Here is a 23,427-nt window from a genome sequence, read left to right on the forward strand (position 1 = left end):
GCTAATGGTCTGTTGTAAGAGCCATTAATGACCAATTTCATAGGTCCATTGTCATGTCGAATACGCCGCTCCCCTCGTCGTTCAACCCGGCGGGCATCGAACTCGACCGCCGCCAGGGTCTGAGCCGTCAGCTCTATCAAGCGCTGCGGGTACGCGTGCTCGACGGACGATTGGCCAGCGGCACGCGACTGCCGGCCAGTCGCGATCTGGCGGCGGCCTTATCGATTTCCCGCAACAGCGTGGTCCGTGCCTACGATCAGCTTTACGCTGAGGGCTTCATCGAAGGGCGTGTGGGCGACGGGACTTACATTGCGCAATTGCCTCAGGCGGCGTTGCCGGTGAAAAAATTATCCACAAAATTACCCACAGGGTTTTCAACAGAGTTGTCCACAGCTTTATCCACAGATTGGCTGGATTTACCTGTTGTTTCATCCAGTAAAGTTATCCACGGCGGCGCTTTGGGGCGCGTTGAAAAGAATCATTTGCCCGTGCCGCCCAGTGGTCCGCCGCGCGCATTCAGGGTCGGTGTGCCGGCGTTCGATCTGTTCCCTTTCGAGGTCTGGGCCAAGCTGAATGCGGCTTTCTGGCGTAAGCGGGATTTACAGCAACTGTGTTATGGCGATCCGGCAGGCGATGAGCGCTTGCGCGGCTTGATTGCTGCCTACTTGCGCAGCTCGAGAGGCATGCAGTGCACCGCTGAGCAAATTGTGATCACCAGTGGCGCACAGCAAGGGATCAGCCTTTGTGCACAGTTGCTGGTGGAGCCTGGCGATGGGGTGGGGATTGAAAATCCGGGTTATTGCGCCGCCGGTCATGCCTTTGCGGTAGCCGGTGCACGGTTGCACGGTGTGCCGGTGGATGAAGAAGGGATCGACTGCAGCGCGCTGGCGCAGTTGAGCGATTGTCGGCTGGCTTACGTCACGCCTTCCCATCAATACCCGACCGGTGTGGTCATGAGCCTGGCCCGGCGCCTGGAACTGCTCGCCTGGGCCGAGCGCAACCAGGGCTGGATCATCGAGGACGACTACGATGGCGAGTACCGTTACAGCGGCGCGCCACTGGCGCCGTTGGCGGCACTCGATCGCCATGGGCGGGTGCTGTATGTCGGCACCTTCGGCAAGGTCGCCTTTCCGGCGTTGCGTCTGGGGTATCTGGTGTTGCCCCCGGGTCTGGTGGAGGCGTTCGCGCAACGTCGGGCGGTGGATATGCGCCATTCCGAGGTGAGCACTCAGGCGGTGATGGCCGAGTTCATGGCGGCCGGGCATTTTCAGCGGCACATTCGCCGGATGCGGCGTGCCGCCCTGAGTCGGCGCAATTGTCTGTTGGCCCATTGGCCTGAGTACATCGAAGGCGTTGGCGCTATCGCCAGTGTGGCGGCTGGCCTGCATGTGACGGTATCGGTGAACAGCATCGCCCGCGAGCGCGAGTTGGTTGCCAAAGCACAAAGCGTGGGCGTCGAGATCAATGGCTTGAGCAATTACTGGTTGCCCGACTCGCAGACGCCGCTGGATCAGCGAGCCGGGTTGGTTTTGGGTTTTGCTGCGGTGCCAGAGCCGGCCATTGAATCGGCGCTGGCCCGGTTGCGGCAGGTCTGGCGGGGGTGAGCCCGCCAGTCGTTGTGTTCAAGTACCCGATTTGATCTTGGTCCAGGCCCGGGTCCGCGCCCGTTCGGCATCGCGAGGCAAGGGTTGCAGGGTGTAAAGCGTGCTCATCGTCGTTTCGGTCGGGTACAGGTTCGGGTTGTTGCGAATCGCCGGGTCGACCATTTCCGTGGCGTCCTTGTTCGGGTTCGGGTAGCCAACGAAGTCGCTGACGGGGGCGATGACCTGAGGTTGCAGCAGGTAGTTGATGAAGGAGTAGGCGTCTTCCGGGTTTTTCGCGCCTTTGGGGATCGCGAGCATGTCGAACCAGATCGGCGCGCCTTCCTTGGGCAGGCGCATGTCGACGATCACACCGTTCTTGGCTTCCTTGGCGCGGTTGGCGGCCTGGGAGAAGCTGCCGGAGTAACCGACCGCGACGCAGATGTCACCGTTGGCGATGTCGGCCATGTACTTGGACGAATGGAAGTAGGTGATGTACGGCCGGATCTTCATCAGTAGGGCTTCAGCCTTGGCGTAGTCCGCCGGCTTCTTGCTGTTGGGGTCCAGGCCGAGGTGTTGCAGGGCCAGCGGCAGGATCTCCGACGGTGAGTCGAGCAGGGCCACGCCGCACTGCTTGAGCTTGCTGATGTTCTCTTCCTTGAAGATCAGGTCCCAGCTGTTCACGGGGGCGTTGTCGCCCAGCGCGGCCTTGATCTTGGCCGGGTTGAAGCCGATCAGGATGGTGCCGTACATGTAGGGCACAGCAAATTTGTTACCCGGGTCGTTGGCTTCGATCAGCTTCATCAGCTTGGGATCGAGGTGGTTCCAGTTCGGCAGTTTGCTGCGGTCCACTGGCTGGAAGACGCCGGCTTCGATCTGCTTGGCGAGAAACACGTTGGACGGCACCACCACGTCGTAGCCGGAGTTGCCGGTCAGCAACTTGGCTTCGAGTGCTTCGTTGGTGTCGAAGATGTCGTAGACCAGTTTGGTCTGGGTGTTCTGAGCCTTGAAATCTTCCAGTGCTTTGGGGGTGATGTAGTCGAACCAGTTGTACACCCGCAACGTACGTTCTTCTGCGTGAACGGCGCCACTGAGTAGCGTGGCGCATAGAGCTGGAGCGATAAGACGCTTGAGTCGGGTCATTGTGCTAATTCCTCATTGGGCGCTTTCAAAACCTTCGAGTACGTTCACGGCATTGATGCCGATTTCTTCTACCGCGTAACCGCCTTCCATCACGAACAGCGTCGGCTTGCCGAGGCCCGCGATGCGCGCGCCCATCGCCAGGTAATCCGGGCTGTCGAGTTTGAATTGGGAGATGGGATCGTCCTTGAACGTATCGACGCCCAGGGATACGACAATGATGTCGGCGCCGTACGTTTCGATCTCTTTGCAGGCTTGCTCCAGTGCGGCGCTCCAACGGTCCCAAGCGCTGCCGGCGGGCAATGGGTAGTTGAAGTTGAACCCTTCGCCTGCGCCTTCACCGCGTTCGTCTTCGTAGCCGAGAAAGAACGGAAACTCGGCTTCTGGATGACCGTGGATCGAGGTGAACAGCACGTCGCTGCGTTCGTAGAAGATCGACTGAGTGCCATTGCCGTGGTGGTAATCGACATCGAGGATCGCGACCTTTTTGTGGCCTTGATCGAGGAAGGCCTGGGCGGCGATGGCCGCGTTGTTGAGGTAGCAATAACCGCCCATCAAATCGCTGGCGGCATGGTGTCCCGGTGGACGACACAGGGCGAAGGCACTGCGGGCGCCGTGCTGGATCGCTGCTTGGGCCGTGAGGGCTACTTGCGCTGCGCTGTACGCTGCTTGCCAGGTGCCGGCGGTAATCGGTGCACCACCGTCGAAGCTGTAATAGCCGAGTTGGCCGTGCAGGCTGCTGGGCATGATTCGGCGCAGGGTGCGGGCCGGCCAGGTATAGGGCAGCAAGTCGCCGTCGGTATTGAACTCGGTCCAGCGCGCCCAGGCACCTTTGAAAAAGTCGAGATAGTCGCGGCTGTGGATGCGTTCGATCGGCCCGAGACCGAAATCCTGCGGTGCCTCCACCGGGCCCAGACGGCGGGACTGTACGCGTGCCAGCACATGGTCGGCCCGTGAAGGCATTTCGAAGCAGGGCATCAATTGCCCGTCCATCAATTCACAACGGCCATGATGCAGGTGGTGGTCGTCTGAGTAGATCGTCAGCATTGTTGTTCTCCGCAGGCTGATTCGGTTTGCACACAGTCTTGCGGCAGGCGATGTTTGGGAGAACGGCAGGAAAGGCCAAAAGGGGATCGATATGGCCAAAACATTTGACCGAAATTCGCCCCTTTGTGGCGAGGGAGCTTGTCGGATCGCCGCACCGTCCCGCTCGGCTGCGCAGCAGTCGTTACCCGGCAACTGCTATCTGAAGGGAGGAATGCGGTTTTCGGTTTGGGTCTGCTGCGCAGACCAACGGGAGCAAGCTCCCTCGCCACAGGGGCGGCTCAAGGGCGAAACTGGCTGGGCGCCACGCCACTCCAGCGCACAAACGCATGCCGGAAGCTTGCGGTCTCGCTGAACCCCAATGCTTCGGCGATCTGATAGATCGGCAGTTGATCCTCGCAGAGCATTCGTTTGGCCTGTTCGAATCGCAGTTCATCGAGCAGTTCCTGATAGCTGCATCCCAGGTCCTTCAGATGTCGGCGCAGGGTGCGCGCCGAGCAGTTCAACTGCTCGGCCAGCCCGTCCAGGCCAGGCGCCGCGCTCAATTGCGCGGCGAGCAATTGGCGGATGCGCCCGAGCCACGCCTGACGCCCAGTGAACTCGGTGTTCTGCTTGCGACAGCGCTCGGCCATGGCCTGATGGGTGATCGCGTCGGCCAGCGGCAGGGGGTGTTCGAGCCAGCGTTTGTCGAAGGCAAATCCGTTGGACGCTGCATCAAACTGCAACGGACAGTCGAAACGCTCGGTGTAGCGCGCCTGATAGTCCGGTGCCGGGTAATCGAAGCGAGCGTCGAGCAGAGGCAGAGGGTGGCCGAGCAGGTCTTCGCAGGTGACTTTCATCGAGACCAGACAAAACTCGACATTGAACGGTGCCAGCGCGGGGTTTTCCCGATAGTCGCCAGCGGTGAGCCAGATGCGCTCGCCATCCTCCTCCAGGCTCAACTCGAACAGTGTTCCCAATAGCGCCGGATAGTGCAGCGCCAACTGCAAGGCGTCACCTAAAGTGGCGCTGGTGAGTAAGGCGTACCCGAGCATGCCGTAGGAAGAAACGTGCATCCGCCGGCCCAACTCCAGACCGATATCGCGGCGTAATGCGACGGCGTTGGCGCACACCAGCATCTCTTGATTGGTGGTGATGCGCGTGTCCGCCCGGCTTAGATCTGCCGCGCTGATACCGCTGCCGGCCAATAACGCCTCGCTGGGCAGGCCTTCGGCCTTGAAGGTATTGAGCACCAGGGAGACAGCGTTGAGGGTGGTGAGGTGGGAGTGGAGCATAGGTAGTTCCAGCCGTTAGTAGCTGGAGGCGAGCAAGTTATATGCCCAACGACGATCCTGTGGGAGCGGGCTTGCCCGCGAAGAGGCCAGTACATTCGACGCATCTCCAGTGACTGGACCACCGCTTTCGCGGGCAAGCCCGCTCCCACAGGTATTTTGTTGTGTCAGATAAGTTCGCCGCACAGGTCGAGTTCGACCAGCCGCCGAATTTCAGCGGTTTCAAGGCCTGCACCCAACAGTGCATGCAACTTGCCGAATGCCGCCTCGCGGGTCATGCCACCACCGGACAATAGACCGGCGTCACGCAAGCGACTACCCGCCTCATACACGTCGAGCTTCACGCCACCGTCATGGCATTGCGTGACCGCGACCACCACCACACCTTTGTCCCGCGCACGGCCCAGGCTGGCGAGAAATTCAGGGTTGTCGCTCGGCCCGGTTCCACTGCCATAACATTCCAGCACCAAACCCCGAATGCCGCTATCGAGCAGACCGTCCAGTATCTCGGCACCGATGCCGGGGAACAGCGGCAGCACCGCGACCTTCGCCAGCTGTTTAGGCTGGTTGTAGTTCAGCCGCTCAGGCATCGAGGATACTTTCACGCCGCCACCCTGACGCTCCAGCCGCTTGAACGGATGCCGACCGAAGCTGCGTACTTTCGCGCAACGGGTCGGGTCGAGCAGTTCGCCATGGAAGTACAGATGAACGCCGGGCGCCAGACCTTGGCCCAGAGCAACCAACGCACCGCCGAGGTTTTCCCAGGCATCACTGTCGGTCACGCCGGCCGGCAGCATGGAGCCGGTGAAACATACGCGGGCGTTCAGGCCGAGCAACTGAAAGCTCATGGCCGCGGCGCTGTAGGCCAGGGTGTCGGTGCCATGCAGGATCAACACGCTGTCGCAGCCCTGGACATCAACGGCGTCGACCACCGCTTCACGCAGTTGCTGCCAGTACGCGGGTGTCATGTTGGCGCTGTCGATCAGCGGCGACATCTCGCGAAAACGCCACTGCGGCACCACCAGCTCAGGCTGGCTGTGCAGGTAGTCGCGCATCCGCATTTCGAAGCCGGACGCCGGGGCCAGGCCGTGGGCGCTGGCTTGCATGCCGATGGTGCCACCGGTGTAGAGCACCATGACGGTTTGGGCGGCAGGGTAGGTCGAGGAATTCATGGAGGTCTCCGAAAACGATGACTTGTGGGAACGAGCCTGCTCGCGATTGGACGTCAGGCCCGACACCAAAACAACGTACGACCGAGCATGACGCCGGTCATACGTTGTGTCACGCCGGGCGCAGGGGATGCGCCCGGTTTTTTACCGATCAGCGTTGCGCTGCGGTAGCGCCTGCAGGCTGTGCCTGTGCCTGAGGCGCGGTGGCTGGCGGGTTGGCCGGCCAGGCTTGCAGGTCCAGGTCCAGATCCGGGAACTTGCTCGAATCGAACACTGGGGTCTTGATGCCGGCGGCACGCTGGTCATCGTAGTCACGCAGGATGCGCATGCCGACCTTGAACAGCAGGAACAGCGCGATCAGGTTGACGAACGCCAGCAGGGTCATGGTGATGTCGGCGAACGCGAACACCGTGCTCAGGTTCTCGATGGCACCCCAGAAGATCAACGCCAGTACCAGCGCGCGGTAGCCCATCAGCGCCTTACGGTTTTCACCGACCAGGAAGCGCAGGCTGTTCTCGCCCAGGTAGTAGTTGTAGAGGATCGAGGTGAACACGAACAACGCCAGCGCCACGGAAATAAACATCCGGCCCCAGTCACCGACCACTGCAGCCAGGGAGTTCTGGGTCAGGGCAATGCCGTCGCCTTCGAAGCCTGGGGTGTAGAAGCCCGACAGCAGGATCAGCAGCGCGGTGCAGGTGCAGATCACGAAAGTGTCGAGGAACACGCTGAACGCCTGAACCACACCTTGCGCTACCGGGTGCTCGACCGCGGCCACGGCGGCCACGTTCGGCGCACTGCCCAGGCCCGCTTCGTTGGCGAACACGCCACGCTTCACGCCCATGACGATAGCGCTGCCGATCAGGCCGCCGAACGCCTGGTCCAGACCGAAGGCGCTTTTGACGATGGTCATCAGCATGCCCGGAACATGGTCGAACTGCAGCACGATCACGTAGATGGTCACGCCGATGTACACCAGGGTTTTCACCGGTACCAGCAGGTCAGCGACCTTGGCGATCCGCTTGATACCGCCGATGAACACCAGACCCAGCAATACCGCCAGGGCCAGCCCGGTGTACGTGGTGTCGAGGCCGAAAGCGTTGTTCAGCGAGTGGGTCACGGCGTGGGATTGCAGGCCGTTGAAGGCGAAGCCGAAGGTCACCAGCAGCAGCACGGCCATGACCATGCCCAACCAGCGTTTCTGCAGGCCGTGCTGGATGTAGTAGGACGGGCCGCCACGGAACTGGCCTTCGGAGTCGCAGCGCTTGTAGAGCTGGCCGAGGGAGCATTCGAAGAAGCTGCTGGACATGCCGACCAGCGCAGTCACCCACATCCAGAATACCGCACCGGGGCCACCGAGGGTCACGGCGATACCGACACCGGCGATGTTGCCCGCACCAACGCGGCCCGCGAGGCTGAGCATCAGGGCCTGGAACGAACTGAGTTGACCGGCGCTGCTGCGCAGGCTGTCGCGGAACACCGCGAACATGTGGAAGAAGTGGCGCAATTGGACGAAACGCGAGCGGATCGTGAAGTAGCTACCGAGCCCGACAATGAGCGCGATCAGTACTTTCCCTGAGAGGAAGTCGTTGATGACTTCGAGCATGGATTATTCCTCGCTATTTTTTGTGTGTGCGAATACTGGGGTGGTCGACACATCGCGTTACACCGGATCGTGCGTGGCACAACAGGTGGGTCGAAGGTTCGTCCCTGTTCCATTTCGCGGGTTGTTATTAGTTCGGGTTCGCATGGGTTTGGGCCTCGTTATCGACGACTACTCACACGAAGAGGGCCGGCACTATACATAGGAGCGTGCCGTCCGTCTGCACGGTTGTGGTGCAAGCGACGAAACGAACGCTGCAAAATCAAAAAATCGCAGCCTTCGGCAGCCTTTACGGGGATCTGTCAAACCCGGTAGAAGCTGCCGAAGGCTGCGATCTTTGCGGCACTGAAAACATTCAACATGTTCGTAAAATCCGCAAAAGTGTTGAAAAAAAAGGGCTTGAGGGAGTAGATCCCCAAGCCCTCAAAAGGTGAGAGGTGTCTAGTCCCTCGACCTGGTGAGCGTGCTCTTCAAAAGAGCCTGCGTTCGGTTAAGCCTTCAAAGGCACCAGACGCGGAGCAATCATGTTTTCCGGGCGCAGGATGTCGGCGAGCATTTCTTCGTCGAGCAAACGTTCTTCGCGCACCAGTTCCAGCACGCCGCGGCCGCTTTCAAGAGCGACACGGGCAATGCGGGTGGCGTTTTCATAGCCGATGTACGGGTTCAGCGCGGTGACCAGGCCGATCGAGTGTTCGACCAGTTCACGGCAGCGTTCTTCGTTGGCGGTGATGCCGACGATGCAGTGCTCGCGCAGCATGTCCATGGCGCGTTGCAGCAGGCGGATCGAGTCGAAGATCTTGAACGCGATCAGCGGCTCCATCACGTTCAGTTGCAGTTGGCCGCCTTCGGCCGCGATGGTCAGGGCCAGGTCGTTGCCGATGATCTGGAACGCTACCTGGTTAACCGCTTCCGGGATTACCGGGTTGACCTTGCCTGGCATGATCGAGCTGCCTGGCTGACGCGCCGGCAGGTTGATTTCGTTGATGCCGGTGCGTGGACCGCTGGACAGCAGACGCAGGTCGTTGCAGATCTTCGACAGCTTGACCGCGGTGCGCTTGAGCATGCCGGAGAACAGCACGAAGGCGCCCATGTCGGAGGTGGCTTCGATCAGGTCGGCGGCTGGCACCAGCGGTTGACCGCTGATAGTTGCCAGACGCTGAACGGCCAGGGCCTGGTAACGCGGGTCGGCGTTGATGCCGGTACCGATCGCGGTGCCGCCCAGGTTCACTTCGGTCAGCAGCTCAGGTGCCAGGGTTTTCAGGCGCGCCAGGTCTTCGCTCAGGGTGGTGGCGAAGGCGCGGAATTCCTGGCCCAGGGTCATCGGCACGGCGTCTTGCAGCTGGGTACGACCCATCTTCAGAACGTGGCTGAATTCTTCACCTTTGGCGGCGAACGACTGGATCAGGCTGTCGAGGCTGGCCAGCAGCGCGTCGTGACCCAACAGCAGACCCAGGCGGATGGCCGTTGGGTAGGCGTCGTTGGTCGACTGCGCCATGTTCACGTCGTTGTTCGGGTGCAGGTATTGGTATTCGCCCTTGCTGTGGCCCATGGCCTCCAGCGCGATGTTGGCGATGACTTCGTTGGCATTCATGTTGGTTGAAGTGCCAGCGCCGCCTTGAATCATGTCCACCACGAACTCTTCGTGGAAATCGCCGCGGATCAATCGGGCACAGGCTTCGCTGATGGCAGCGTGCTTGGCTTCGCTCAGGTGACCCAGCTCGCGGTTGGCGTCAGCGGCGGCCTGTTTGACCATCGCCAGACCAACAACCAGTTTCGGGTAATGCGAAATCGGAACGCCGGAGAGACGGAAGTTGTTCACCGCTCGCAGGGTCTGGATGCCGTAATACGCTTGAGCAGGTACTTCGAGTACGCCAAGCAGGTCTTTTTCTGTGCGGAAAGATGCAGCGGAGGACATGATAGAAATCATCTCGATATGGACCCGGTCTGTGCCGGAACAGCGCAAATGCTAGGCTTGTGAAAAATTTTGGGCCAATGCTGTTAAACACTAGCCTATGCATATTCGGCATAATGCCCGTGTGACGCCGCGTACGCGGCGAACGTGCGACCTAAATTGGTGCATGGCCGGGAGGGCGTGATGAATCTGGAAAGCAAATGGCTGGAGGACTTTAGTGCTCTGGCTGCCACCCGCAGCTTCTCTCAGGCGGCCGAAAGACGCTTCGTGACCCAGCCTGCCTTCAGCCGGCGGATCCGCAGCCTCGAAGCCGCGCTGGGGCTGACCCTGGTCAATCGCTCTCGCACCCCGGTCGAGCTGACAGCGGCGGGGCAGCTGTTTCTTGTCACCGCGCGAACCGTGGTCGAACAATTGGGTGAAGTGTTGCGTCATCTTCATCACCTGGAAGGCGGGCAGGGCGAGGTGATACAAATCGCCGCCGCCCACTCCCTGGCGCTGGGTTTCTTTCCGCGCTGGATCGCACAATTGCGCAACGAAGGGCTGAACATCGCCACCCGACTGGTGGCCACCAACGTGGGTGACGCGGTGCATGCACTGCGTGAAGGCGGTTGTGACCTGATGCTGGCGTTCTATGATCCGGACTCTGCGATGCAAATGGACCCGGAAATTTTTCCGTCGCTGCATCTGGGCGACACTGAAATGCTCCCGGTGTGCGCGGCCGATGCCGATGGCAAACCATTATTCGACCTGGAAGGCGAGACCAGCGTGCCTTTGCTGGCCTACAGCGCCGGGGCGTTTCTCGGGCGTTCGGTGAACGGCTTGCTGCGTCAGCGCGCCTTGCGCTTCACCACGATCTACGAAACCGCCATGGCTGACAGCCTGAAGAGCATGGCTCTGGAAGGTCTGGGCATCGCCTGGGTGCCGCAATTGAGCGTGCGTGCGGAACTTGCCCGGGGCGAACTGGTGATCTGCGGCGGCCCGCAGTGGCATGTGCCGCTGGAGATTCGTCTGTATCGCTGCGCGCTGGTGCGCAAGGCGAATGTGCGGTTGCTGTGGCGCAAACTGGAAGGCGCGGCGGCACAAGGCACGACCGGATCCTGAGCACAATGAATAACCCTGTGGGAGCGGGCTTGCCCGCGAAGGGGCCGGTATATTCAACATCAATGCTTGATGCTCTAACGCCATTGCAGGCAAGCCAGCTCCCATAGGGATTTGTGGTGGATTTGATTGACCTTGAGGTCAATAAAACCGCTGCTTTGCGCGGTATGACAGATGGTCGTATAGGGGGCTGTTTATCTGCTTCATTGAGGTATACTGCGCGGCCTTCGGCCGGTTTGACTGGCCATAATTCGTACAATCAAGCCACGCATTTTGCGTGGCTTGTTGTTTTTTGACGCGCCTGCGGGCGCCCAGAGAGAAGAGGCACGACGATGAGCGCACTGGTTGGCGTGATCATGGGCTCCAAGTCCGATTGGTCCACCCTTAGCCACACCGCCGATATGCTGGAAAAGCTCGGCATCCCTTACGAGGTGAAAGTGGTCTCTGCCCACCGCACCCCGGACCTGCTGTTCCAGTATGCCGAAGAGGCTGAGGCCCGTGGCATCGAGGTGATCATCGCCGGTGCCGGTGGCGCGGCCCACCTGCCAGGCATGTGTGCGGCCAAGACCCACCTGCCGGTGCTGGGCGTGCCGGTGCAGTCGTCGATGCTCTCGGGCGTCGATTCGCTGCTTTCTATCGTGCAGATGCCAGCCGGCATTCCGGTCGCCACCCTGGCCATCGGCAAGGCCGGTGCGATCAACGCAGCCCTGCTCTCGGCGAGTATCCTGGGCGCCAAGCATCCGCAGTTTCATACCGTGTTGAAAAAATTCCGCGCTGAGCAGACAGACAGCGTCCTGGACAATCCAGACCCACGCATCGCCTGAGGTTGTTGACGATGAAGATCGGTGTAATTGGTGGCGGCCAGTTGGGTCGCATGTTGGCGCTGGCGGGCACTCCGCTGGGCATGAACTTCGCTTTCCTCGACCCGGCGCCGGATGCTTGCGCAGCCGCATTGGGCGAACACCTGCGGGCCGATTACGGCGATCAGGATCACCTGCGTCAGTTGGCCGATGAAGTCGATCTGGTGACCTTCGAGTTCGAAAGCGTCCCGGCCGAAACCGTGGCCTTCCTGTCGCAATTCGTTCCGGTGTACCCGAGCGCCGAAGCGCTGCGCATCGCCCGCGATCGCTGGTTCGAGAAGAGCATGTTCAAGGACCTGGGAATTCCGACCCCTGCGTTCGCCGACATCCAGTCCCAAGCCGATCTGGACGCCGCCGTGGCCTCCATCGGCCTGCCTGCCGTGCTGAAAACCCGCACTCTGGGTTATGACGGCAAGGGCCAGAAAGTCCTGCGCAAGCCTGAAGATGTGGTCGGCACCTTCGCCGAGCTGGGCAGCGTCGCCTGCCTTCTTGAAGGCTTTGTGCCGTTCACTGGCGAAGTCTCGCTGATCGCCGTGCGCGCTCGTGATGGCGAAACCAAGTTCTACCCGCTGGTGCACAACACCCACGACAGCGGCATCCTCAAGCTGTCCGTGGCCAGCACCGATCACCCGTTGCAAGCGTTGGCTGAAGGCTACTCCAGCCGGGTACTCAAGCAGTTGGACTACGTCGGCGTGATGGCCTTCGAGTTCTTCGAAGTTGACGGTGGCCTCAAGGCCAACGAGATCGCCCCGCGTGTGCACAACTCCGGGCACTGGACCACCGAAGGTGCCGAGTGCAGTCAGTTCGAAAACCACCTGCGAGCCGTTGCCGGTCTGCCGCTGGGTTCGACGGCCAAGGTCGGTGAGAGCGCGATGCTCAACTTCATTGGTGTCGTGCCACCGGTAGAGAAAGTGATCGCGATTGCCGACTGCCATCTGCACCACTACGGCAAGGCCTTCAAGGTCGGCCGCAAGGTCGGCCACGCCAATCTGCGCTGTGCAGACCGTGAGACGTTGGCGGCACAGATCCTCAAGGTCGAAGCGCTGATCGCCGAATAGTTTCATGTGGCGGCGGCGGAACCTTCCGAGGCCGCCGTTCTCTGATGGCAGGATGCCAAAGTCTGGCTAGGCTTTCGCTTGGCCAATTCAATCAGAGGGAAATGCCATGGGAATTATCGGAACCATCTTTATTGGCTTGATCGTTGGCCTGCTGGCGCGGTTTCTGAAACCGGGCGATGACAGCATGGGCTGGATCATGACCATCCTGCTCGGTATTGGCGGTTCACTGGCGGCCACTTACGGCGGCCAGGCCCTGGGCATCTACCATGCGGGTCAGGGCGCAGGTTTCATCGGTGCACTGGTAGGCGCGGTGATATTGCTGGTGATCTACGGCCTGCTCAAAAAGAACTGATCCAAGCGACAAAGCCCTCTCTGCGCCAACACCGGGGAGGGCTAGAATGCTTGGCGTTACACCATCCTTTCCTTTGCCGAGCACCTTCATGCGCCGTCTTCTGTTGACTCTTCTCTTCCTGGGCAGTGGCTTGGCCCATGCCGGCGAACTGCCGGAAACCGACTGGCTCGAACTGATGCCCAAGTCGGATCAGAAGGCCCTCGAGGCCATGCCCGAAATCGATCACAACTCACCGGAATCCAATGGCACCTTTACCCAAAAGGGTGGCATGAAGCAGAGCAAGGGCTTGCCGGCGGTGATGTATTCGACCAAGACCGTGCCGTCGATGAACGACAAGCACATCCGCATCGGTGGTTATCCGGTGCCGCTGGAATCTGACGCCAAGGGGCGCAGCACGTTGTTCTTCCTCGTGCCGTACCCGGGCGCTTGCATCCACGTGCCACCACCGCCGCCTAACCAATTGGTGCTGGTGCGTTATCCCAAAGGCCTGAAGCTGAATGACATCTACACGCCGCTGTGGGTGACCGGCACGCTGAAGATCGAGAAGGTCAACAACGACCTGGCGGATGCGGCGTATGCGCTGGATGCGGCGCAGGTGCGGGTGGTCAAGGAGTCGGATTTGTAGGTATTCAAATGTGGGGGCGAGCCTGCTCGCGATGAGGTCATAACATCCAACATTAATATTGGTTGTTACACCGTCATCGCGAGCAGGCTCGCTCTCACATTGGGTTTGTGGTGTTGCTTATAGAGGGTTGCTGGCGATGCTCACGCCCAGGGTATGGCTAGCACCCGGCGCCAGCGTCACCACATCATCCATCACATTCGCCGTTTCAATGCACAACATGCGCTGCCAGCCATCGTCAGCCATGTCGCTGAACGCCGCCGCACGGTCGATCCATGGGTTCCAGATCACCGCCGAGCGTGAACCGCTGCTGGTCAGTTCGATGCGTCGTTCCCAGTGCGGGTCAACGATGCTCAGCGTCGGCGGGGTATTGAGATAGATGCGGTCGGTCTCACCGGTAAAACGCAGATCACCGGTCTGAGTGACGGTTTTCCAATCGTCCAGCGTCTCGATGTAACTCAAGCCATCCAGCCCTTCAACGTGCACATTGCGCACATCGCTGACCGCGAAATAGCTGTGCAGCGCCTGGCTGATCGTGACGGGTTCGGCGCCCTTGTTTTCACTCGTCAGGCTGATGTGCAACTGTTCATCCAGACGAATGCTCAGCTTCAGGTCCACCTGATGCGGCCATCCCGGCAAGCCGCCTTCAGGGTAGGGCAGGATGAATTCCGCTTTCAGGCTTTCGCCTTCGGATTCGATGCCGACCAACTCCCAATCCATCGCCCGCACCAGGCCGTGAGCGGTCGGCGGTTCCTGGCTGACGCGCATGGCCTGGACACTCTGCGGGTTGCGCGACAGATTGCCGAACCACGGCCAGCACACCGGCACGCCGGCACGAATCGCTTTGCCGGACTTGAACACCGCCTCGTCGTTGAGCCAGATCAGCGGCGGTTGGCCAGTCAGTTGATAACTGAGGATGTGCGCGCCTTGCTGGGCCACCAGCAATTCGGCCTGACCGTGGCGGATGCGCCAGCAGTTCAGTTCATCCAGTTTCACGGCTTCGACGGTGGGCGTGCTCATGGGGCGACTCTCAATCAGGAACAGGACGGCAGTGGACCGCAAAATGGTCGCAGGGTTTAACGAGCTCTAGGTGGAACCGAACGAGTGCGGCCGCTGCCGTCGATGGCGACGAACACAAATACGGCTTCGGTCACTTTTCGCCATTCGCTGGACAGTGGATCGTCGCTCCAGACCTCGACCATCATCTGAATCGAGCTGCGGCCGATTTCCAGGGCCTGGGTATAGAAGGAGAGCTGAGCGCCCACCGCCACCGGCACCAGAAACGCCATGCGATCGATCGCAACGGTGGCCACGCGACCACCGGCAACCTTGCTGGCCATGGCGGTGCCGGCCAAATCCATCTGCGCCACCAGCCAGCCGCCGAAAATATCGCCAAAGCCGTTGGTTTCGCGCGGAAGCGCGGTAATTTGCAGGGCCAGGTCGCCTTGCGGGATTGGATCTTCTTGTTCGAGCTCTATCATGCCGGGGGTGCCTCTGACCCGTGACTCTTCATTGGTACTTCAAGGTGAATAGCCGTCTTGGAAAAACGATTCAGCCCCGAACATACTACGTTCGTCACGTTTTTCGTAAGGCGCCTAAAGGGAAACTCTGCGAAATCGGCTGACAGGTGCCAACGACGGTTTCGCACAGCAACCCCTTACAAACCGTTGCAACGTTGTGAGTATATCGGTCGATAGACTCCGAGACGACCGTCCGGTTCTCATTTCGACTGTCAAATACGCCCCTCTATGTGCTTTTTCGAACAATTTGCTATCGTGCCGAACCTGCCCAAGCCTCTGCCAGCGTTGTTGGGGGTGCAGATCCGACTATAAGAGAAGCCCTTGCCATGACCACAGCGCCCTCGAGCATCGCGCAACCAGCCCAACCCGCACGTCCACTGACCCGCAACGATTACAAGACCTTGTCGCTGTCTGCCCTGGGCGGCGCGCTGGAGTTCTACGACTTCATCATCTTTGTGTTCTTCGCCACGGTGGTCGGCAAACTGTTCTTCCCCGCCGACATGCCTGAGTGGCTGCGCCTGATGCAGACGTTCGGCATCTTCGCCGCCGGTTACCTGGCCCGGCCGCTGGGCGGCATCGTCATGGCGCACTTCGGTGACCTGCTGGGACGCAAGAAGATGTTCACCCTGAGCATTTTCATGATGGCGGTACCGACCCTGATCATGGGCTTGCTGCCGACTTATTCGCAGATCGGCATGTGGGCACCGATCCTGTTGCTGCTGATGCGGGTGATCCAGGGCGCAGCGATTGGCGGTGAAGTGCCGGGAGCGTGGGTATTCGTTTCCGAACACGTACCGCAGCGGCACATTGGCTATGCCTGCGGCACGCTGACCAGCGGTCTGACCGCCGGCATTCTTTTGGGCTCGTTGGTCGCCACCGCGATCAACAGCCTCTATACGGTGGCGGAAGTTGCGGATTACGCCTGGCGAATCCCGTTCCTGTTGGGCGGCGTGTTTGGCCTGTTCTCGGTCTACCTGCGCCGCTGGTTGCACGAAACCCCGGTGTTTGCCGAACTGCAATTGCGTAAAGCCCTGGCCGAAGAAGTACCGCTGCGCGCCGTGCTGCGTGACCATCGCGGTGCGATTCTGATTTCCATGCTGCTGACCTGGCTGCTGTCCGCCGGAATCATCGTGGTCATCCTCATGACTCCGACTGTATTGCAGACCGTTTACCACTTCTCGCCGACTACCGCGTTACAGGCCAATAGCCTGGCCATCGTGTTCCTGAGCCTGGGCTGTGTGGCCTCCGGTGCATTGGCTGACCGCTTTGGCGCCGGTCGGGTGTTCGTGTTCGGTAGCGCGTTGCTGCTGCTGACCTCGTGGACCTTCTATCACAGCCTGTTCAATCACCCTGACTGGCTGTTCCCGATGTACGCCCTGACCGGTTTGCTGGTCGGCACCATTGGTGCGGTGCCGTACGTGATGGTCAAAGCCTTCCCGGCGGTGGTGCGCTTCAGTGGGTTGTCGTTCTCCTACAACCTGGCCTACGCGATTTTCGGCGGCTTGACGCCGATGGTCGTCACTCTGCTGCTCAAGGAAAGCCCGATGGGGCCGGCCTATTATGTAGCGATCATTTGTGGGGTCGGGATTCTGGTGGGCGGGTATCTCTGGAAGAAGGGACGCTAAGCCGCCTCTTTCATCGACTGCACCGACCCTATCGCGAGCAGGCTCGCTCCCACATTGGTTCTGTGTTCGCCGCAGACCCCCTGTGGGAACGAGCCTGCTCGTGATGAAGGCGACGCGAATTATCTTGTAAAAACCAAATACTGGCCTTTCATCCAATTGTCATATTTCAGCCATAGAGTGTTCACACGGCCTGCTGATACTTGGCCCCGACTTAACACACCTATCTGCTAGGAGTAAGGCATGAAACTGAAGCGTTTGATGGCGGCAATGACTTTTGTCGCTGCTGGCGTTGCGACTGCCAACGCGTTCGCCGCTGTTGACCCGTCGATCCCGAGCTACACCAAGACCACTGGTGTGTCGGGCAACCTGTCCAGCGTCGGCTCCGATACCCTGGCCAACCTCATGACCCTGTGGGCTGAGAACTACAAAAAAGAATACCCGAACGTAAACATCCAGATTCAGGCCGCTGGCTCCGCCACCGCGCCACCTGCGTTGACTGAAGGCACCTCCAACCTGGGCCCGATGAGCCGCAAGATGAAGGACACCGAACTGGCGGCCTTCGAGCAGAAGTACGGCTACAAGCCAACCGCCATCCCGGTGGCCGTGGACGCCCTGGCCGTCTTCGTACACAAAGACAACCCGATCCAGCACCTGACCATGGAACAAGTCGACGCGATCTTCTCTTCGACTCGTCTGTGCGGCGCCAAAGCTGACGTGAAAACCTGGGGCGACCTGGGTGTGACCGGCGACCTGGCCAACAAGCCGGTGCAACTGTTCGGTCGTAACTCGGTATCCGGCACTTATGGCTACTTCAAAGAAGAAGCCCTGTGCAAAGGCGACTACAAGCCAAACGTCAACGAACAACCAGGTTCGGCTTCGGTCGTGCAGTCGATCAGCTCTTCGCTGAACGGCATCGGTTACTCGGGCATCGGCTACAAGACCGCCAGCGTGAAGACCGTGGCCCTGGCCAAGAAAGGCAGCACTGACTTCATCGAAGACAGCGAAGAAAACGCCCTGAACGGTAAATACCCGCTGTCGCGTTTCCTCTACGTTTACGTCAACAAGGCCCCGAACAAGCCTCTGGCCCCGCTGGAAGCCGAGTTCGTGAAACTGGTTCTGTCCAAACAGGGCCAGGAAGTTGTAGTGAAAGACGGCTACATCCCACTGCCAGCCAAGGTTGCTGCAAAAGCACTGGCTGACCTGGGTCTGGCGGAAGGCGGCGCTGAAGTCGCAAAAAAGTAAAACCCTAGGTCCGGGGTAAACCTGGACCTGTGTAGGAGCGAGGCTTGCCCGCGTAAGCGGTGGGTCAGTCAACATTGATGGTGAATGTAACGACCCCTTCGCGGGCAAGCCTCGCTCCTACAAATGCCGGTAAATACCGGCCCCCAAATTTCCGATCCACTGCCAGTTTCCACCGGCGGCGGATTTGTTGCGTCACTGCATTGTCATCTTTCTGTCATACAGGATCGCTAGGGTGTGCGCATGAATGATCTGGCCAATTCCACCATGACTACAAATCCCCCCAAGCGAATTGACTTCAATACGCCTGAGCTGCACCGCAAGCGCCGTATCCGTGCGCTGAAAGATCGCCTGACCCGCTGGTACGTCCTCGTCGGCGGCCTCGCCGTGCTGGGCGCGATCACCCTGATCTTCTTCTTCCTCGGTTATGTCGTCGCGCCGCTGTTCCAGGGAGCCGACTTGACCGCCAAAGACGCCATCACGCCCGCCTGGATGCAAGACGCCGGCAAGCCACTGATGATCTCCCTCGAAGAACAGAACCAGGTGGCCATGCGGGTTTCCGACAAGGGCCAGGCGCTATTCTTTGATATTGATAGCGGCGCCGAGCTGCGCCGCGTCGACCTGCCGATCCCGGCCGGTACCAGCGTGACCTCCATCGGTGAAGATCAACCCGGCCATCCATTGGTCGCAGTGGGGTTGTCCAACGGTCAGGTGCTGGTATTCCGTCACACCTATAAAGTCAGCTACCCGGATGGCAAGAAAACCATCTCGCCGGCCATTGAATACCCCTATGGTGAAACGCCAATTGCGCTGAACGAAGCCGGTGGCGCTCTGGAGCACATCAGCCTCAATGCGACCGATTCGACCTTGCTGCTGGCCGGCTCCACCGGTGCGCAACTGCATGTCATGTCGCTGACCAGCGAAGAAAACATGATGACCGGCGAAGTCACCAACGAGCAGAAGCGCATTGACCTGCCGCAAATGACCGAGCCAGTGAAGAATATCTTCGTCGACCCGCGTCAGCAGTGGCTGTACGTGGTCAATGGTCGTGCTCAGGCCGACGTTTTCAGCCTGCGCGACAAGAGTCTCAACGGTCGCTACAAACTGCTCGAAAACGGCGAGGCCGAGATTACCGCCAGCACCCAGCTGGTGGGCGGTATCTCGCTGATCCTCGGCGACTCCAAGGGCGGCCTGGCCCAGTGGTTCATGGCCCGCGACCCGGATGGCGAGCTGCGTCTGAAGCAGATCCGTACCTTCCAGATGGGCACTGCGCCGATTGTTGAAATCACCGCCGAAGAACGTCGCAAAGGCTTCATTGCCCTCGACGCGTCGGGCAAGCTCGGCGTGTTCCACAGCACCGCGCACCGTACCTTGCTGGTGGACCAGGTGGTCGACGGCCAGGGCCTGTTCGGCCTGTCGCCACGGGCCAACCGCGTGATCGTGGAGCAGGGCGGCAAGCTGCAACCGCTGTTGCTCGACAACCCGCACCCGGAAGTTTCCTGGAGCGCGTTGTGGAGCAAGGTCTGGTACGAGAACTACGACGAGCCTAAATACGTCTGGCAATCGACTGCCGCCAACACCGACTTCGAACCCAAGCTGAGTCTCTCGCCGCTGACCTTCGGTACCCTGAAAGCTGCGTTCTACGCCATGCTGTTGGCCGCACCGCTGGCCGTCGCTGCGGCGATCTACACCGCGTACTTCATGGCGCCGGGCATGCGTCGCAAGGTCAAGCCGGTGATCGAGTTGATGGAAGCGATGCCGACGGTGATCCTCGGCTTTTTCGCCGGCCTGTTCCTCGCGCCGTATGTAGAGGGGCATTTGCCGGGCATTTTCAGCCTGCTGATGCTCGTGCCGATCGGCATTCTGGTGGCGGGCTTCGTCTTCAGTCGCCTGCCTGAGTCCATCCGCCTGAAAGTGCCGGACGGCTGGGAAAGCGCGATCCTGATCCCGGTAATTCTGTTCGTGGGCTGGCTGTCGCTGTACATGAGTCCGTACATGGAAGCCTGGTTCTTCGGCGGCGACATGCGCATGTGGATCTCCCACGACCTGGGGATCACCTACGACCAGCGCAACGCTCTGGTGGTCGGCTTGGCCATGGGTTTCGCGGTCATCCCGAACATCTACTCCATCGCCGAAGACGCCGTGTTCAGCGTGCCTCGCGGCCTGACTCTGGGCTCCCTGGCCCTCGGTGCCACGCCGTGGCAGACCATGACTCGCGTGGTGATCCTCACCGCCAGCCCGGGCATCTTCTCGGCGCTGATGATCGGCATGGGCCGTGCGGTCGGTGAAACCATGATCGTGCTGATGGCCACCGGTAACACCCCGGTCATGGAAATGAACCTGTTCGAAGGCCTGCGCACACTGGCAGCCAACGTCGCGGTGGAAATGCCCGAATCGGAAGTCGGCGGCAGCCACTACCGCGTGCTGTTCCTCTCGGCGCTGGTGCTGCTGTTGTTCACCTTCATCATGAACACCCTCGCGGAACTGATTCGTCAGCGTCTGCGCAAGAAATACTCGTCGCTTTAACAAAGGTAGAAGTCTGTGAAACAGAACTCCCTGAATGGATGGTTCAAGAGCGGCGCCCCCGGCGTCTGGATCAGCGGCGGCGCGGTGTCCATTGCGGTCATCATGACCATTGGCCTGCTGGCGGTCATTGCCGTGCGCGGTCTGGGGCACTTCTGGCCGGCGGACCTGATCCACGCCAATTACGACGTGCCGGGCCAGGCCAATCACCTGGTGATTGGCGAAGTGGTGCAGAAGGAAGAAGTGCCACGCGAGCGCCTGAAAACCGCTGGCCTGCCGGTGCCCGATCAAGGCCCTGAGTTCATGACCCGCGAGCTGATCAAGGTCGGCAACCGTGATCTGAACGGCACTGACTTCACCTGGATTGTCGGCGAGTGGCTGACCAACCAGAAGACCCCGCCAGAGCTGATGACCATCGAGCGTCGCGAGTGGGGCAACTTCTACGGCTACCTGGTCAACGTCAAAGAGGACGGCAAGGTCATCGCTGAAGGCGAAGCCGCATGGCCTGAGTTGCAGGCCCGTGTCGATCGCGTCAACCAGTTGGCCGGGCAGCTCAAGAGCCTGGAAAAAACCGACATCGGCGCGATCAACGCCGGTCTCGAACGTGTGCGTCTGCACGGTCGCAAGCTGGAACTGGCCGGCCGTCTCGACGCTACCGCACAGGCGGACCTGGAGTCTGAGCGCGCCGAGCTGAATGCCCGTTATCAGGAAGTCGAAGCGCGTCTGAACGACCTGCACAAGCAGTTCAACCGTGACAGCCTGACTGCTCGTGACGCGAACGGTAAAGAGGTCGAGATCGGCATCGGCAAAGTGGTTCACGCCTATCAGCCGAACGCCATGAGCACCTTTACCAAGGTTGGCTTCTACTTCAGCAAGGTCTGGGAATTCCTCAGTGATGACCCGCGCGAAGCCAACACCGAAGGCGGGATCTTCCCGGCGATTTTCGGCACCGTGATGATGACCCTGATCATGGCGATGATCGTCACTCCGTTCGGTGTGCTGGCGGCGGTCTACCTGCGTGAATACGCCAAGCAGAACACCCTGACTCGAGTGATCCGTATTGCGGTGAACAACCTGGCGGGCGTACCGGCGATCGTTTACGGCGTGTTCGGCCTGGGCTTCTTCGTTTATGTGCTGGGCGGCTCGATCGACCGGTTGTTCTTCCCCGAAGCCTTGCCGGCGCCGACCTTCGGTACGCCGGGTCTGCTGTGGGCTTCGTTGACCTTGGCCCTGCTAGCTGTGCCGGTGGTGATCGTGGCCACCGAAGAAGGCCTGGCGCGGATTCCTCGTACCGTGCGTGAAGGCTCGTTGGCCCTCGGCGCGACCAAGGCCGAGACCTTGTGGAAGATCGTGCTGCCGATGGCCAGCCCGGCAATGATGACCGGCATGATCCTCGCCGTGGCCCGCGCCGCCGGTGAAGTGGCACCGTTGATGCTGGTAGGTGTGGTGAAACTGGCACCGTCGCTGCCGCTGGATGGCAACTACCCCTACCTGCACCTGGACCAGAAGATCATGCACCTGGGCTTCCACATTTATGATGTCGGCTTCCAGAGCCCGAACGTCGAAGCCGCGCGGCCACTGGTGTACGCCACGGCGCTGCTGCTGGTGCTGGTGATCGCGACATTGAACCTGTCGGCCGTTTATATCCGTAACCATCTGCGGGAAAAATACAAAGCGCTGGATAGCTAAGTTAATGGGGCGCCGCTGTCCCTTGTGGGAGCTGGCTTGTCGGATCGCCGCACCGCTGCGATGCAGACGACGCGGTCTATCAGTAACACCGCAGTGATGCCATCGCAGGCAAGCCAGCTCCCACAGGGACCGGCGTCAGACATAGATTTTGGGTAACCCGCCGGTTCGATCACGAGGCCAGCGGTTCAACGAACCGAATTTGTTAGCACAGGGAGCCTCCCATGCAGCACGAAGCACACACTCACGGCATCAACATGTCGGCCCTGGGCCGCGACAAACAGAGCCTGAGTCTCGAGCAGGAAACCGTGGCCATCGAAGTGCCGGGGCTGAGCCTGTTCTACGGCGAAAAACAAGCGCTGTATGACGTCAGCATGAATATCCCGAAACAGCGCGTGACCGCCTTCATCGGCCCGTCCGGCTGCGGCAAGTCCACGCTGCTGCGCACTTTCAACCGCATGAACGACCTGGTGGACGGCTGCCGCGTCGAAGGCGCGATCAACCTCTACGGCAACAACATCTACCGCAAGGGCGAGGACGTGGCCGAGCTGCGTCGCCGGGTTGGCATGGTGTTCCAGAAGCCCAACCCGTTCCCGAAAACCATCTATGAAAACGTGGTTTACGGCCTGCGCATCCAGGGCATCAACAAGAAACGCATCCTCGACGAAGCCGTTGAGTGGGCGTTGAAAGGCGCGGCGCTGTGGGATGAGGTCAAGGATCGTCTGCACGAGTCGGCACTTGGTCTGTCCGGCGGTCAGCAGCAACGTCTGGTGATTGCCCGCACCATCGCCGTGGAGCCGGAAGTGCTGCTGCTCGACGAGCCGTGCTCGGCACTCGACCCGATCTCCACGTTGAAGGTCGAAGAGCTGATCTACGAACTGAAATCCAAGTTCACCATTGTTATCGTGACCCACAACATGCAACAGGCCGCGCGGGTTTCCGACTACACGGCATTCATGTATATGGGCAAACTGGTGGAGTTCGGCGACACCGACACCCTGTTCACCAATCCGGCGAAGAAGCAGACCGAAGACTACATCACCGGTCGTTACGGCTAGGAAGCTGTTGTTGCTCACTGAACTGACGCTGCGGTCCACCGCACCTTACCGGACGCTCCAAGGACGCCAA

The 23,427-nt window shown here is 60.4% G+C and carries 20 protein-coding genes; 12 read left to right on the forward strand and 8 right to left on the reverse strand.

Annotated elements, in window-relative coordinates:
* Nucleotides 1-53: 53 nt before the first annotated feature.
* The gene (locus J3D54_RS08585; protein ID WP_253417517.1) at nt 54-1,604 is read left to right on the forward strand and encodes a PLP-dependent aminotransferase family protein; all 1,551 of its coding nucleotides are present in this window, start codon (nt 54-56) and stop codon (nt 1,602-1,604) included.
* 18 nt (nt 1,605-1,622) lie between these two features.
* Here J3D54_RS08585 and J3D54_RS08590 read toward each other — a convergent pair whose 3' ends face one another.
* The 5 genes from J3D54_RS08590 to J3D54_RS08610 all read right to left on the reverse strand — a co-directional run bounded on the left by J3D54_RS08590 (nt 1,623) and on the right by J3D54_RS08610 (nt 7,807).
* Nucleotides 1,623-2,723, reverse strand: a complete 1,101-nt coding sequence (locus J3D54_RS08590; RefSeq protein ID WP_253417518.1) for a polyamine ABC transporter substrate-binding protein — start codon at nt 2,721-2,723, stop codon at nt 1,623-1,625.
* A gap of 12 nt (nt 2,724-2,735) precedes the next feature.
* Entirely contained in the window at nt 2,736-3,767 is a 1,032-nt protein-coding gene (locus J3D54_RS08595) for a histone deacetylase family protein (protein WP_253417519.1), read from the reverse strand.
* Between the two features lie 278 nt (nt 3,768-4,045).
* On the reverse strand, nt 4,046-5,038 hold the full coding sequence (locus tag J3D54_RS08600; protein WP_253417520.1) for an AraC family transcriptional regulator: 993 nt from the start codon (nt 5,036-5,038) through the stop codon (nt 4,046-4,048).
* A 164-nt stretch (nt 5,039-5,202) separates the two neighbouring features.
* The gene (locus tag J3D54_RS08605; protein ID WP_253417521.1) at nt 5,203-6,207 is read right to left on the reverse strand and encodes an asparaginase; all 1,005 of its coding nucleotides are present in this window, start codon (nt 6,205-6,207) and stop codon (nt 5,203-5,205) included.
* 148 nt (nt 6,208-6,355) lie between these two features.
* Nucleotides 6,356-7,807: a sodium:alanine symporter family protein gene (locus J3D54_RS08610; protein ID WP_253417522.1), complete on the reverse strand. Its 1,452-nt coding sequence runs from the start codon at nt 7,805-7,807 to the stop codon at nt 6,356-6,358.
* Between the two features lie 206 nt (nt 7,808-8,013).
* Between J3D54_RS08610 and J3D54_RS08615 the strand changes: the two genes are divergently transcribed.
* Nucleotides 8,014-8,238, forward strand: a complete 225-nt coding sequence (locus tag J3D54_RS08615; RefSeq protein ID WP_253417523.1) for a hypothetical protein — start codon at nt 8,014-8,016, stop codon at nt 8,236-8,238.
* A gap of 56 nt (nt 8,239-8,294) precedes the next feature.
* On the opposite strand, the gene aspA is transcribed toward J3D54_RS08615, so the two are convergent.
* The gene (gene aspA, locus J3D54_RS08620) at nt 8,295-9,719 is read right to left on the reverse strand and encodes an aspartate ammonia-lyase (RefSeq protein WP_253417524.1); all 1,425 of its coding nucleotides are present in this window, start codon (nt 9,717-9,719) and stop codon (nt 8,295-8,297) included.
* A 180-nt stretch (nt 9,720-9,899) separates the two neighbouring features.
* Between aspA and J3D54_RS08625 the strand changes: the two genes are divergently transcribed.
* The 5 genes from J3D54_RS08625 (at nt 9,900) to J3D54_RS08645 (ending at nt 13,709) form a co-directional block, all read left to right on the forward strand.
* On the forward strand, nt 9,900-10,817 hold the full coding sequence (locus tag J3D54_RS08625) for a LysR substrate-binding domain-containing protein (RefSeq protein ID WP_253417525.1): 918 nt from the start codon (nt 9,900-9,902) through the stop codon (nt 10,815-10,817).
* Nucleotides 10,818-11,146: 329 nt separating this feature from the next.
* Entirely contained in the window at nt 11,147-11,638 is a 492-nt protein-coding gene (gene purE / locus J3D54_RS08630; protein ID WP_003196369.1) for a 5-(carboxyamino)imidazole ribonucleotide mutase, read from the forward strand.
* Between the two features lie 11 nt (nt 11,639-11,649).
* Nucleotides 11,650-12,732, forward strand: a complete 1,083-nt coding sequence (locus tag J3D54_RS08635) for a 5-(carboxyamino)imidazole ribonucleotide synthase (RefSeq protein ID WP_253417526.1) — start codon at nt 11,650-11,652, stop codon at nt 12,730-12,732.
* A gap of 106 nt (nt 12,733-12,838) precedes the next feature.
* Nucleotides 12,839-13,084, forward strand: a complete 246-nt coding sequence (locus J3D54_RS08640) for a GlsB/YeaQ/YmgE family stress response membrane protein (RefSeq protein WP_253417527.1) — start codon at nt 12,839-12,841, stop codon at nt 13,082-13,084.
* Between the two features lie 88 nt (nt 13,085-13,172).
* On the forward strand, nt 13,173-13,709 hold the full coding sequence (locus tag J3D54_RS08645; RefSeq protein ID WP_253417528.1) for a DUF3299 domain-containing protein: 537 nt from the start codon (nt 13,173-13,175) through the stop codon (nt 13,707-13,709).
* A gap of 117 nt (nt 13,710-13,826) precedes the next feature.
* Here J3D54_RS08645 and J3D54_RS08650 read toward each other — a convergent pair whose 3' ends face one another.
* Nucleotides 13,827-14,726 carry a D-hexose-6-phosphate mutarotase gene (locus J3D54_RS08650; protein WP_253417529.1) on the reverse strand — a complete coding sequence of 300 codons (900 nt, stop codon included), beginning with the start codon at nt 14,724-14,726 and terminating at the stop codon, nt 13,827-13,829.
* Between the two features lie 56 nt (nt 14,727-14,782).
* Nucleotides 14,783-15,187, reverse strand: a complete 405-nt coding sequence (locus J3D54_RS08655) for an acyl-CoA thioesterase (RefSeq protein WP_007896491.1) — start codon at nt 15,185-15,187, stop codon at nt 14,783-14,785.
* Between the two features lie 365 nt (nt 15,188-15,552).
* Here J3D54_RS08655 and J3D54_RS08660 point away from each other — a divergent pair, with 365 nt between their 5' ends.
* The 5 genes from J3D54_RS08660 (at nt 15,553) to pstB (ending at nt 23,357) form a co-directional block, all read left to right on the forward strand.
* Nucleotides 15,553-16,851 (forward strand): MFS transporter, encoded by a 1,299-nt coding sequence (locus J3D54_RS08660; protein WP_253417530.1) that lies wholly within the window; start codon nt 15,553-15,555, stop codon nt 16,849-16,851.
* Nucleotides 16,852-17,091: 240 nt separating this feature from the next.
* Complete coding sequence (locus tag J3D54_RS08665) at nt 17,092-18,093, forward strand: phosphate ABC transporter substrate-binding protein PstS (protein WP_253417531.1); 1,002 nt, start codon at nt 17,092-17,094, stop codon at nt 18,091-18,093.
* 489 nt (nt 18,094-18,582) lie between these two features.
* Nucleotides 18,583-20,616 carry an ABC transporter permease subunit gene (locus J3D54_RS08670; RefSeq protein WP_253426544.1) on the forward strand — a complete coding sequence of 678 codons (2,034 nt, stop codon included), beginning with the start codon at nt 18,583-18,585 and terminating at the stop codon, nt 20,614-20,616.
* Between the two features lie 15 nt (nt 20,617-20,631).
* Nucleotides 20,632-22,302, forward strand: a complete 1,671-nt coding sequence (gene pstA, locus J3D54_RS08675) for a phosphate ABC transporter permease PstA (RefSeq protein ID WP_253417532.1) — start codon at nt 20,632-20,634, stop codon at nt 22,300-22,302.
* A 221-nt stretch (nt 22,303-22,523) separates the two neighbouring features.
* Nucleotides 22,524-23,357, forward strand: a complete 834-nt coding sequence (gene pstB, locus J3D54_RS08680) for a phosphate ABC transporter ATP-binding protein PstB (RefSeq protein WP_007934504.1) — start codon at nt 22,524-22,526, stop codon at nt 23,355-23,357.
* The last annotated feature ends 70 nt before the right edge of the window (nt 23,358-23,427 follow it).

Origin of the sequence: Pseudomonas sp. GGS8 (genome assembly GCF_024168645.1) — a bacterium.
Taxonomy (GTDB): Bacteria; Pseudomonadota; Gammaproteobacteria; order Pseudomonadales; family Pseudomonadaceae; genus Aquipseudomonas.